Origin of the sequence: Chryseobacterium arthrosphaerae (assembly GCF_001684965.1) — a bacterium.
GTDB classification, from domain to species: domain Bacteria; phylum Bacteroidota; class Bacteroidia; order Flavobacteriales; family Weeksellaceae; genus Chryseobacterium; species Chryseobacterium arthrosphaerae.
The window spans coordinates 124,405-136,437 of record NZ_MAYG01000001.1 but is presented as its reverse complement, the minus strand read 5'-3'; the positions used below and the strand labels follow the sequence as shown (position 1 = coordinate 136,437).

At 38.3% G+C, this 12,033-nt stretch carries 11 protein-coding genes; 6 read left to right on the top strand and 5 right to left on the bottom strand.

The window, feature by feature from the left end:
- The first annotated feature begins 796 nt into the window (after window positions 1-796).
- Window positions 797-1,471, top strand: a complete 675-nt coding sequence (locus BBI00_RS00600) for an SIMPL domain-containing protein (protein WP_065396940.1) — start codon at window positions 797-799, stop codon at window positions 1,469-1,471.
- A 382-nt stretch (window positions 1,472-1,853) separates the two neighbouring features.
- Entirely contained in the window at window positions 1,854-3,041 is a 1,188-nt protein-coding gene (locus BBI00_RS00595) for a VWA domain-containing protein (protein WP_065396939.1), read from the top strand.
- A gap of 142 nt (window positions 3,042-3,183) precedes the next feature.
- Here BBI00_RS00595 and BBI00_RS00590 read toward each other — a convergent pair whose 3' ends face one another.
- On the bottom strand, window positions 3,184-4,389 hold the full coding sequence (locus BBI00_RS00590; RefSeq protein ID WP_065396938.1) for an NAD(P)/FAD-dependent oxidoreductase: 1,206 nt from the start codon (window positions 4,387-4,389) through the stop codon (window positions 3,184-3,186).
- 115 nt (window positions 4,390-4,504) lie between these two features.
- On the opposite strand from BBI00_RS00590, the gene BBI00_RS00585 reads away from it, so the two are divergent.
- Both BBI00_RS00585 and BBI00_RS00580 read left to right on the top strand, forming a co-directional pair.
- Entirely contained in the window at window positions 4,505-4,885 is a 381-nt protein-coding gene (locus BBI00_RS00585; protein ID WP_065396937.1) for a SpoIIAA family protein, read from the top strand.
- Between the two features lie 174 nt (window positions 4,886-5,059).
- Window positions 5,060-5,404 (top strand): mannan-binding lectin, encoded by a 345-nt coding sequence (locus tag BBI00_RS00580; protein ID WP_065396936.1) that lies wholly within the window; start codon window positions 5,060-5,062, stop codon window positions 5,402-5,404.
- 116 nt (window positions 5,405-5,520) lie between these two features.
- Here BBI00_RS00580 and BBI00_RS00575 read toward each other — a convergent pair whose 3' ends face one another.
- Window positions 5,521-6,723: an MFS transporter gene (locus BBI00_RS00575; protein ID WP_065396935.1), complete on the bottom strand. Its 1,203-nt coding sequence runs from the start codon at window positions 6,721-6,723 to the stop codon at window positions 5,521-5,523.
- 183 nt (window positions 6,724-6,906) lie between these two features.
- On the opposite strand from BBI00_RS00575, the gene BBI00_RS00570 reads away from it, so the two are divergent.
- Complete coding sequence (locus BBI00_RS00570; protein ID WP_065396934.1) at window positions 6,907-7,806, top strand: AraC family transcriptional regulator; 900 nt, start codon at window positions 6,907-6,909, stop codon at window positions 7,804-7,806.
- A 125-nt stretch (window positions 7,807-7,931) separates the two neighbouring features.
- On the opposite strand, the gene lipA is transcribed toward BBI00_RS00570, so the two are convergent.
- Complete coding sequence (gene lipA / locus BBI00_RS00565; protein WP_065396933.1) at window positions 7,932-8,798, bottom strand: lipoyl synthase; 867 nt, start codon at window positions 8,796-8,798, stop codon at window positions 7,932-7,934.
- 324 nt (window positions 8,799-9,122) lie between these two features.
- Window positions 9,123-9,683 carry an RNA polymerase sigma factor gene (locus BBI00_RS00560; protein WP_065396932.1) on the bottom strand — a complete coding sequence of 187 codons (561 nt, stop codon included), beginning with the start codon at window positions 9,681-9,683 and terminating at the stop codon, window positions 9,123-9,125.
- Window positions 9,684-9,961: 278 nt separating this feature from the next.
- Between BBI00_RS00560 and tyrS the strand changes: the two genes are divergently transcribed.
- Window positions 9,962-11,257: a tyrosine--tRNA ligase gene (gene tyrS / locus BBI00_RS00555; protein WP_065396931.1), complete on the top strand. Its 1,296-nt coding sequence runs from the start codon at window positions 9,962-9,964 to the stop codon at window positions 11,255-11,257.
- A 158-nt stretch (window positions 11,258-11,415) separates the two neighbouring features.
- Here the strand turns inward: tyrS and BBI00_RS00550 are convergent, their stop codons facing one another.
- A complete protein-coding gene (locus BBI00_RS00550; protein ID WP_065396930.1) occupies window positions 11,416-11,922 on the bottom strand; it encodes an outer membrane protein in 507 nt (168 codons plus the stop codon).
- Window positions 11,923-12,033: the final 111 nt, after the last annotated feature.

Sequence of the window (12,033 nt, the reverse complement as noted above, 5' to 3'; positions counted from 1 at the left end):
CTTTTATAGATGTAAATAATAAACGTCCGCAAAGGCGTTAACACTCAGCAATGAATTCCAATACTAATCTGCGGTAATAAATTACTTAGCTGAATAGAATGCCCTTGCGAACGGAAATATCCACCATCTTTTTCCCTATTCTTTGCGGTCTTTGCGTTATAAAATTTTCCAATTTTTTCAGGTAAAGTGTGAATTTATAGAGACATGTCTTCCCAATCATTATGACGCAACGTTCACAAAGATTTTTTATAGATATAAATAATATACGTTCGCAAAGGCGTTAACACTCAGCAATGAAGCCCGATACTAATCGGCGGTATTAAATTACTCAGCTGAATAGAATGCCCTTGCGAACGGAAATATCCACCATCTTTTTCCCTATTCTTTGCGGTCTTTGCGTTATAAAATTTTCCAATTTTTCAAGTAAAGTGTTTCCCAATCATTATAACGCAACGTTCGCAAAGATTCTTTTATGAATAAATAATATATGTTCACAAAGGCGTTAACACTCAGCAATGAAGCCCGATAATAATTGGCGTTATTAAATTACTCAGCTGAATAGAATGCCCTTGCGAACGGAAATATCCAGCATCTTGTCCCTTATTCTTTTGCGGTCTTAGCGTTATAAAATTTTCCAATTTTTAATCAATATTACAAAGAGAAAGCTACCGTCTTCATTTTAAAGATAAGTTCCACAACTCACCAAGTGAAAGCTCTGTTTCACCAAGTCTCCCGATTTCCAGTTCCAGATCCCGGTAATTTTACATCAGAATTTAAAATTTAAAAACAGGAAATTATGAAATTGAAACATTTTTTATTAATCGGAATTTTAACATTAGGGAGCTTTGTCAATGCTCAGGAAGTAAAGAAAAATGCCATTGAAGTAACAGGAGTGGCGGAAATGGAAATTGAACCGGATGAAATCATCTTCAGTATCGGAATAAAAGCAGATAACAAGAATGATCTGGCAGATAATGAAAAGAAATTGTTTGAAACACTCAAGAGTGCCGGAGTGAAGAATGAGGATATCAAATTCAAATCAATGTACCAGAATATCTACTCCAAAACGGCAAAATTCACTAAGAATTATCAGTTTAAAGCCGGCACAAAAGCCAATATTGCTAAGATCTTTGAAGATCTGAATCAGAAATGGGTAAGCAGCCTGAACATTGCTGAGGTAAAGAATACCAAAATTGCAGATTTCAGGAAGGCAGTAAAAATCAATGCTTTAAAAGCGGCTAAAGAAAAAGCAGATTACCTGTTGGAAAGCATGGGTAAAAAGACCGGAAATGCTATTGAAATTGTAGAAATAGAAGATTATACCAGTGATACGGTACTTCCTGTGGCTTACAAAAGCAGAATGGCAAATGTACAGATGGAAGCAGCAGATGCTCCGGTAGATTATTCTTTTGACAATATTGAAAATATCAAGCTGAAATACAGTATCAAAACCAGATACGAAATCCTTTAAAATAACAGATTTAAGGAGGCTGCCCCAAAAGGCAGCTTTTTTGTTTTGCTACTGGTACGAACAGAAACCTTTGGTATAAAAGCTTAGACTAGTTTAAACCAAGTGTTTAATATTAAATTCGTTACGCTTAGCAAGGTCTGAATGTTTCTTCAAGCCATTGAATATCTGAACAGACTATTCTCAGTCATATTATCCACCAAGTGAAAAGCCCGTTCCACCAAGTCTCCCAAATTCCAGCCTTAAATACACATAATTTTACTTCATCATCAATGAAAACATTACAAAAAATAAAACAGAAAGAGAAAACTTCTCAAAAAGCAGTGAACTCCAATAAGTGGGAAACAGAATATTACCAGCAAATAACCTATAAAAAAATAATAATATGACAACTTTAAAAATCTTAGCCATCGCAGCAGCTTTCTTAAGCTCCGGAACAGCTCCCGGTACCGGCTGCTCGAAAAGTAATATGGAAAACAGAAGCCTGTCTGTACAAAATGCTTCCGCACTTCCGTTCAATACAATATCAAAGGATAATAAAATCCAGGTAGCCCTATTACTGGATACTTCCAACAGTATGGACGGGCTGATTGACCAGGCAAAATCAAGGCTCTGGAATATTGTCAATACGCTGACCACTTTAAAATATAACGGCCAGACGCCACAAGTTGAGATTGCCTTATATGAATATGGAAACGACGGTATCCGTGATGAGAATTACATCCGCCAGGTTACACCTCTCACTCAGGATCTCGATCTGGTTTCTGAAAAATTATTTGCATTAAGAACCAATGGCGGTAGTGAATATTGCGGTGCTGTCATTCGTGATGCCTCAAACAATCTGAACTGGGATGGCAATGAGAAAAGTATGAAGCTGATTTATATTGCAGGTAACGAACCTTTCGATCAGGGAAGAGTTAATTATAAAGATGTTATCTCAAAGGCAAAGAATAAAAACATCTACACCAATACTATTTTCTGCGGAAGCCGTGAGGAAGGTATCCGGGATTACTGGCAAAACGGTGCAGCAACCGGAGGCGGTAAATACTTCAATATCGACAGCGATAAAAAAGTGATCTATATAGAAACACCTTACGATATCAGGATTTCCGAATGCAATGCCAAACTGAATGATACTTACATTTACTACGGCAACCATGGTTCTGAATACAAAATGAAACAGATTACCCAGGATAAAAACGCCGAGGTACAATCGGTATCCAACCTTGTGGAAAGAACTGTTTCCAAATCAAAAAAGAATGCCTACAAAAATGAGCACTGGGATCTTGTTGACAGGGCCGAAAAAGATGCCGGATTTATTGCTTCCGTAAAAGAAAGTGAGCTTCCAGCCGAACTGAAAGGAAAAAGTAAGGAAGAAATAAAAAAAGCTGTCGCGGCAAAATCAGCAGAACGTGAAAAAATTCAGAAAGAAATAGAGGAACTGTCTAAAAAACGTCAGAACTACATTGATGGTGAAATGAAAAAAAGAGGAAATGACGATTCTGACGATCTGGGAAAAGCCATTGAAAGTTCAATACAGGAACTGGCTAAGAAAAACGGATACAGTTTGTGATAACAGTAGAGCGGGCTTTGGCCAGCTCTACTATTTTTATTGGTGCAGAATGGTGATATTCTGAGAAAAGACCAGATTTTGTAAGCTTAGTTCATAATGCGAAGGTTTGTCATGCCTGCCTAAAACTTTTGTACTTAAAAAATTATCTTCCGAATTTAAAATACCGGGACAGCAGGTGCTTTTTATTTTTCATAAATAAAGAAGCCATTTCCATTCCCGTTACGGAGAATGTAATTCCGTTTCCGCCAAATCCCAGAACAAAATAAGAGTTTCTGAACTTTTTATGTTCTCCGATATAAGGAAGACCATCCTTGGTTTCCCCAAAGGTACCTGCCCACACAAAATCGGAATAGAAATGATAATCAGGTTTGATTTTCCTGAGGCCTTTTAAAATTTCCTTTTCTTTTTTATTCAGCAGGGCATCACGCTTTTCAGCATCATAGAAATCTTCATCCCCGCCTCCTATCAGGATCCTGCCATCATCGGTAGTCCGCATATAGAGGTAAGGATCATCGGTATTCCAGACCAAAGTACTTGTAATATTTTTAAACTTATCCTTATCTATTTCAGATACCACAGCATAGGTGCTTTTCAGGTTAACAAAATTTTCTTTCAATAGATTTTTGCTTTCATAACCAATGCAGTATATTATTTTTTTAGCCCTGATCCGGAAACCTTCAGCTGTAACAGCCACGTTAAATCCTTTATGGTATTCCACCTTTTGCAATTCTGTTTTATCAAAAACTTCCAGCCCTTTCTTTATATTATGCTTGCATAATTCGTGAGCAAACTGGAAGGCATCAATACTTCCCCCCTGCTTTGAGAGAATTCCGCCATAGGTATTTTCGAAGCCGAACTGTTCTGAGACCTGCTTATCTGAAAGCCATTTCACTTCAAATCCAAAACGTTTTCTGGCTTCGTACTCTTTTTTAAGCCATTCCACATCTTTCTTTTTAGAAGCAAAATACAGTGATTTTTTACGCTTGAATCCTGCACCGGATCTAATTTTTTTGGAGAGCTTATCGATGATATCAATAGCATCACTACAGGCTTTATAGCTGGCAACCGCCCCTTTCATCCCGATTTTCCCGATCAATTCATAGAGGGGAACATCTATTTCATACTGCAGCATTGAGGTGGTGGCAGAAGTGCTTCCGTTGCAAAGCTCCCGCTTATCAATCAGCATCGTCTTATACCCGTCTTCCACCATCTGATGGGCAATCAGGCTTCCTGTAATACCACCGCCTATGATGAGAACATCGCATTCCTGATCAGATTTCAGGGAGGGGTGAGAAGCGATCAATCCATTTTTTAAAAGCCAGAAAGGTTCATTTGATTTCAGATCCATATTACTATTTTACCTTAAAAATAGTAATATTTAAATCTATTTTAACAATTTATTATCAAATTACGGTGTGGTTATTGTTATCTCTTAAAAATCAAACCACCATAAAATATTTATTATGATAACAATTATTCCAGAAGCTCCGGAGAATGTTGCAGCTTTCAATGCAACCGGAGTTGTAACGAAAGAGGATTTTGAGAAACTGGTAATTCCGCGGGTAAAAGAGAAAGTAGACCAATTCGGTGAGCTGAATTACTTATTGTATTTGGATACCGATCTGGATAATTTTACCATGGGAGCCTGGCTTGAAGATCTACTGCTGGGGTTAAAGAACCTCGCCAAGTGGAATCGTACCGCCATCGTTACAGACAAAGAAGGGGTGCAGAACTTTACAGATGTTTTCAGTGTTCTGATGCCCGGAGAATTTAAATCCTTCCCAAAGGAAAATTTATACAATGCACTTTACTGGTGTAAAAACGGTAATGAGGTTGAAGCTTAACCAACCTTATACAACAGCGAAAGGCTGCCTTTAAAGGCAGCCTTTTTCATTATATACCAATCAATATCAATACGATACGTAAAAACACCTAATAATTAATTTAGTATATTCTACGGTAAACATTTCCCATAATGGTGAGTACATTTGTAATGTTAAACCATAAAAATTTTCACCATGTCAACATTCAAAATCAACATTATTGCAGGACCACTATGGAGCAATGACGAAGCACAGAAATTAGGCGGACGTATCGCCGCAGCACACTTAGGAAAGTTTACCGGACAATGGACAACCATTGTAGAAGGACAAATGAGCGTTATAGAAGTTGAACTCAACACTGAGCCAACCGGCAGTACGGAATATACTTTAGATGTTTTAGCAGGTCCGATCTGGAGCAACGAAGACGCTAAAGAAGTTTGCCCGGCCATCTGTGCGTCTTATGGAGGTACGTGGAACGGTCAATGGACTACAGTTGTAGAAGGCAAAATGAGCGTTTGCGGCTGTGTCTTTAAATTCTGATCTGAAGAAGAACTTATTTAAAAAGCTGCTTCAAGTCTGTTTTTTGACTTTGAAGCAGCTTTTATATTTTTTACCTACAGATTTTTAAAGTCTGTTCTGTAACAAATTATATTGTTTTATTTATCACAGGAAACGCATTCTGCAGCGTTTTCCTCTTCTGCAACAGTTGCCGAACCGTACAGGTACATATATCTTACGCTGATTGCAAATCCAATAAAGGTCATCCCAACCCCAACCAATGACGGATAGTTGAAAGGTAATCCGTATTCTAAGGGTATTCCGCCAAAAAAAGCTCCCATAGCATTTGCAATATTAAATCCTGCCTGCATAAAAGCCGCTGCCATCATTTCACTTCCCGGTGCCGCTTTCATCATCATAATATTAATAGGTGCCGCAATAGACATGGATAAAGCCCCACACATAAAGGTAAGTACAAAAGCAATATTCTGGTGTTCGGAAAGTAAGAATACCCCCATCAGGGAAATCATCATCAGGAATATCAGAAGCGCACAGGTTTTCTCCGGTCCCAATTTATCTGAAATAACACCTCCTCCCAGGTTTCCTACAACCATTCCAGCTCCTGCCAGCACCATTACATAGGCCATCTGGCTGGAAGCAACTCCGGAAATTACGGTCATTAAAGGAGTAATGTAACTCAACCAGGTAAAAAGCCCTCCAAATCCGATTGCGGTAATCGCCAGCACCAGCCAGGATTGCTTCTTCTTCAGGAATTTGAGTTCTTCCAGGAAATGGGTATTCTGATTGGCCTCCATGGCGGGTAGCCATAATTTTAAAAATAATAATGCAAAAACACCAATCAGAGCTACAATGGCAAAATACAGCCTCCAGTGGAAAGTATGCCCGATATATGTTACCAGAGGAACCATCACCAGATTGGCCACGGTAAGCCCTGTAAACATCATCGATATATAAAATGCTTCTTTTCCTTTTCCTGCCATTTTAGCCGCAACCACCGTTCCTACTCCGAAAAATGCTCCGTGAGGAAGCCCGGACATAAACCTGATGATCAACATTGTCCCGTAATTGGGAGCAATTGCAGAAAGCCCGTTGAATAAAGTAAACAGCAGCATAAAAGCAATCAGTACTTTTTTCGGCGGAAACTTCACAGAATAGCCGATCAGAATCGGAGCCCCAATGACAACTCCCATTGCATAGGCAGAAATCAGGTGCCCGGCCTGCGGAATTGAGATCTGTAATGTTTTGGCAATATCCGGAAGAAGCCCCATTACGGTAAATTCTGTGGTTCCTATTCCCAAACCGCCTATTGCCAGCGGTATTATTCGTTTATCAATCTTCATTATTGCTGATTCTTTTATTATATTATTTTTAAATTAAAAAAATGGCTTTTCCCATCTTCAAATTATGAAAGTGCAAAATTCGACAGAAAGATTGGATTTCACTTCTCTCTGAATGATAAAAATTTGCTCCGTATTAACCTTTTTATTTAATTTTAAATTCAGAAACAATCAAAACAGAACACAATGAAAATTCAGAAAGAAAATATTACGTTTGAAAAAGGAAAGTCATTCAAGCTCTTCTCTCCCTCTCTGAAAAACTGTTTTTTCTGGCATTATCATCCTGAAACAGAACTGGTTTATGTAGAGGCCACCAACGGAATCCGACACGTAGGTAAAGATATTTCCGGTTTTACAGACAGTGATCTTTTATTAATTGGCGCCAATGTTCCTCATCTCAATTTCGATTATGGTATTCAGACGGAATGCAGGCAACTTGTACTGCAGATGCGGGAAAATTTTCTTCAGGATATTATTCTGCCCGTTCCTGAATTTGAAAATATAAAAAAACTGTTGGAACGCTCTTATCTGGGCTTGTCTTTCTATGGAGAAACCAAAAAAACAGTGGTTGAAAAGCTTCAGATCATCCGGGACAAAAATAGTTTTGAATCTTTCATGGGGCTCATAGAAATTTTGAAGATCCTGGCCGATTCTGCGGAGGTAAAAGAACTGAATAAGGAAGACACAAGAATCAAATGGTTTTTGAATGACAAGATCAGAATGGGCACCATCTACGATTACATCCATGAAAACTATGATAAAAAACCTAATGTCAATGACATAGCCCAAACAGTAGGTTTAAGCACTCCAGCCTTCTGCCGTTATTTTAAGAAACAGACGAATATGACCTTTACCGATTTTGTTAACAATTACAGGATCAACCAGGCAAAAATATTTCTTTTAAAAGATTATTCAGTGACAGAAGTCTGTTTTCAGGTTGGTTTTGAAAGTCTTTCCTATTTCAATAAGTTATTCAAGCAGCATACGGGAGAAACGCCATCTGAGTTCAAGAAAAAACATTTCAGACCTATTGAAGTCAATGGGCGGATTGCGGGAATTACGAGGGAGACTGCATGTGATAAATAAATTGAAAAGATATTTCAACACTGGTTCTATGCAATCTGAAGTCTTTAACTTTTGGCCGAGCCACCTGCAATCTGTAACCTGCCACCTAAAAAACAAAAACCGCTCATTGCTGAACGGTCTGTATTTTAGTGAATATGTTTCTCTGCGTGGTAAGAGCTTCTTACAAGAGGTGAACTTTCAACGTGTCTGAATCCTAAACTTCTTGCAAAATCTCCAAACTCATCAAATTCTTCCGGAGTGATAAATTTCTTTACAGGAAGATGTTTTTTGGTCGGCTGAAGGTATTGGCCCAGAGTGATCACATCTACATTGGCATTTCTGATGTCTTCAATAGTCTGGAAAACCTCATCTCTGGTTTCTCCCAGCCCAAGCATTACTCCTGTTTTTGTTCTTCTCTGTCCGGCTTCTTTTAAGTATCTCAATACTTCAAGGCTTCTTTCATATTTAGCCTGAATTCTTACTTCTCTGGTCAGACGTTTTACCGTTTCCATATTGTGGGAGATGACTTCAGGTGCTACTTCTACCAGCCTGTCAAGGTGTTTGGTAATTCCCTGGAAATCCGGAATCAATGTTTCCATCGTAGTTCCCGGAGATATTCTTCTTACGGCATTTACTGTTTCGCCCCAAAGGATAGATCCCATATCTTTCAGATCATCACGGTCCACAGAGGTAAGTACAGCGTGTTTGATCTTCATTAATTTAATGGAACGGGCTACTTTTTCAGGTTCATCCCAGTTGACATCCAGTGGTTTTCCTGTTTTTACACCACAGAATCCACAGCTTCTTGTACAGATGTTTCCAAGGATCATGAATGTTGCCGTACCTTCTCCCCAGCACTCACCCATATTCGGGCAGCTTCCGCTCTGGCAAATTGTATTTAATTTATATTTATCAACCAAGGTTCTCAGTTCTCTGTAGTTCTTTCCGGTAGGAAGTTTTACACGAATCCACTTTGGTTTCTGAACGGTAGTATCCTGAACTAAATTTTCCATTTATTTCTCAAATTGAGGTTCAAAGTTAGTGATTTTTTTATCGAAACAATCAAACAGAGGCATTGATGAAACAGATAATTCTGGATTTTAAAACGCAAAATATTTTATGAAACCCGTATTCCGGCTGCTATGTCTAATTATAATATTAACCCACAGAATGATTCGGGAGATATGAAAACCAGCCATATTCATATTTCTTCTACCAAAAATGCATGAATAATATAAAAAACTATGTTTCTATGTTGTTTATTTTTAATGACATAGAAATATGGGGATTGTTATTTGTGCATTTGCAGCATTATGTCAATATGTTTTCTGACCAGATCAATTGTCTTCAAACTCGTTATTTTTCAATAATTCGGCCAGTACCTTTTTGGCGCGCATCACACGGACTTTGGTATTGGCCACAGAAATTCCCAGCTCTTCAGCAATTTCTTTGATGCTCTTTTCTTCAAAAAATCTCAGTTTGATGATATCCTGATAGTTGGCATCCAGAGATTCTATGGTTTTGATAATCTTCTTTTGCTCTTCTTCAGAAATAAGAAGTTCTTCGGGAGATTTTGCATATTGATTTTTAACTTCATCCAGATTTTCGATGGAGTCTTCATTTTCACGGCTCTTTTTCCGCCAGAAATCAATCACGGTGTTCTGGGCAATGGTCAGAATCCAGGTTTTAAACTGAAAATGCGGATCGAACATATCCAGTTTCGACAATACTTTGGAGAAAACGTTTACGGTGATCTCATCGGCATCATTTTCATCCCTTACTTTTTTCATTACAAATGAGAAAACATCCACCCAAAAAACATTGATGAGTTTAGTCTGGGCCTTCTGATCCTTGTCTTTGGCCTTCTGGATGAGCAGGAATAGCTGTTCGTCGTTCATTAATAACAAATATAAAGTATTTGAGACAAAAAGGCAAATTGTGAAATGGCAAAAACAGAGAGGTGGGAAGCTGGAAGTTCCTGTTGAATGAAGTTTTTTAGCCGGACTCAAAATTAATACCATATAAACCCTGCTTATTTTTCAAACCTCTATAACTCCTCCTCTTCCAGCCTCCGACTTCCTTACCTGAATTTATTTATCTTAAATAATTCTCAGCTCTCTTCAATACTTCTGAATTTATTATCTTTGCCTCTTAAAATTTTAAAGTAAAAAATCAAATGAATTCCTTTATAGAAGAACTGAAATGGCGTGGTCTGTTTGCCGATATGATGCCAGGAACCGATGAACAACTGAATAAAGAGGTAACTACGGCATATATTGGTTTTGATCCTACGGCCGATTCTTTACATATCGGAAGTCTTATCCAGATAAAGATTCTCGCTCACTTCCAGCAGCATGGTCACAAGCCAATCGCTTTGGTAGGAGGTGCTACAGGAATGATCGGAGACCCATCCGGTAAATCGGCAGAAAGAAATCTTCTGGATGAAGAAACTCTTTTACATTATGTAGACTGTCTGAAAAACCAGCTTTCAAGGTTCCTTGATTTTGCAGGGAATGAACCCAACAAGGCTGAACTGGTCAACAACTACGACTGGATGAAGAATATTTCTTTCCTTGATTTTGCCAAAAATGTAGGGAAGAATATCACAGTGAACTACATGATGGCTAAAGATTCTGTAAAGAAAAGATTCTCCGGAGAAAGCGGAGCAGATGGAATGAGCTTTACAGAATTTACCTATCAGCTGATTCAGGGATATGATTTCCTTCATTTGTACCAAAACAATAATGTAAAATTACAGATGGGAGGTTCTGACCAGTGGGGAAATATCACTACCGGAACTGAGCTGATCCGCAGAAAGGCCCAGGGAGAAGCATTTGCCCTTACAGTTCCTTTGATTACAAAAGCTGACGGATCAAAATTCGGAAAATCTGAAAGCGGGGAAAACTACTGGCTTGATAAAAAGAAAACTTCACCTTATAAGTTCTATCAGTTCTGGCTGAATGCAACGGATGAAGATGCTGAAAGATTCATCAAATTCTATACGTTCTTAGGAAAAGAAGAGATTGAAGCATTGATAGAAGAGCACAAAACGGCTGCTCACGAAAGAAAACTGCAAAAGAAACTTGCTGAAGAGGTCACCGTTTGGGTACATGGCAAAGAAGAATATGAAAAGGCACTGAAAGCATCTGAAATTCTTTTCGGACGCTCTACTGCCGAAGATCTGGTAAGCCTTGATGAAGAAACATTCCTTGAGGTTTTTGACGGGGTTCCTCAAAAAGAGGTGGCTAAAGCAGATGTGCTGGGCGTAAACATCATTGACCTTCTTTCTGAAAAATCAGGATTTTTAAAGTCTAAAAGTGAAGCCCAGAGAGAGATCAAAGGAAATTCAATTTCTGTAAACAAGCAAAAGGTGAATGATACTTTTACCGCTAATGAAAGTGATCTTATTGACGGTAAATTCTTATTGCTTCAGAAAGGAAAGAAAAGCTATTTTATTGTAAAGGTAATTTAACGACAATACAAACTCAATACTAAACCTGTTTAAACCTTTTAGAGAAAGAGTTTAAGCAGGTTTATTTTTTATCCTTGAAAAACAAAAAACCGCAGATTAGCTCCACGGTTTCATTGAGAAAAGTATCAATTTTTAGCATTAAAAATCTGTTCACCTATTTAGAATTTGTACGTAAGCCCGGCCTTTCCGCCTGAAGCTACAGTTCCGCCTCCGAGTTCTACATGCAGGGCAAGGTTATTGGTAAAGAAGTATCTTCCTCCCACCTGACCTGCAAAACCTACACCGGAAGATTTCCCATCAAAGTAATCGTAATCTGATCCGTTGTACTTATAGGAAAATGAGTTGTAGGCCAGCGTGGCACCTGCATAGAAATCCCATTTATTAGGAATTTTCAACAGCGTATTGAAATGATAATTCCCGTTGGCTCCTATCCCCAGCCAGCTTCCTTTAATATCTCCTGTATATTTTTCTGTGGCATAGCTTCCTTGAATTCCCACTGTAATATCATTGTGTATGGCATAATCAACGCCTATTGACACCGGTAATCCCCATCCGTCGGCAACCCCTAGATCTACGTTGATCTGGGCTTCTCCCTTCTGTATTCTTTGTGCATTCATCATACCAAAAAGGGATACCATGCCCAGTATAAAAATTCTCTTTTTCATTTTAATAATTTAGTTATGCTTATTATCTGTTCCCGCAAAACTATCAGAGAATATTATAAAGCACAACCCTAAAAAAAATGTATTTTTTTCTACCTATTTCCCGGTATTTTT

Coding starts and splice junctions, on each gene's coding strand:
- BBI00_RS00570 (WP_065396934.1), top strand. CDS start 6,907: ATGAAAATTCAGAAAGAAAATATTACGTTTGAAAAAGGAAAGTCATTC.
- BBI00_RS00550 (WP_065396930.1), bottom strand. CDS start 11,922: ATGAAAAAGAGAATTTTTATACTGGGCATGGTATCCCTTTTTGGTATG.
- BBI00_RS00580 (WP_065396936.1), top strand. CDS start 5,060: ATGTCAACATTCAAAATCAACATTATTGCAGGACCACTATGGAGCAAT.
- BBI00_RS00560 (WP_065396932.1), bottom strand. CDS start 9,683: ATGAACGACGAACAGCTATTCCTGCTCATCCAGAAGGCCAAAGACAAG.
- BBI00_RS00600 (WP_065396940.1), top strand. CDS start 797: ATGAAATTGAAACATTTTTTATTAATCGGAATTTTAACATTAGGGAGC.
- lipA (WP_065396933.1), bottom strand. CDS start 8,798: ATGGAAAATTTAGTTCAGGATACTACCGTTCAGAAACCAAAGTGGATT.
- BBI00_RS00595 (WP_065396939.1), top strand. CDS start 1,854: ATGACAACTTTAAAAATCTTAGCCATCGCAGCAGCTTTCTTAAGCTCC.
- BBI00_RS00590 (WP_065396938.1), bottom strand. CDS start 4,389: ATGGATCTGAAATCAAATGAACCTTTCTGGCTTTTAAAAAATGGATTG.
- BBI00_RS00585 (WP_065396937.1), top strand. CDS start 4,505: ATGATAACAATTATTCCAGAAGCTCCGGAGAATGTTGCAGCTTTCAAT.
- BBI00_RS00575 (WP_065396935.1), bottom strand. CDS start 6,723: ATGAAGATTGATAAACGAATAATACCGCTGGCAATAGGCGGTTTGGGA.
- tyrS (WP_065396931.1), top strand. CDS start 9,962: ATGAATTCCTTTATAGAAGAACTGAAATGGCGTGGTCTGTTTGCCGAT.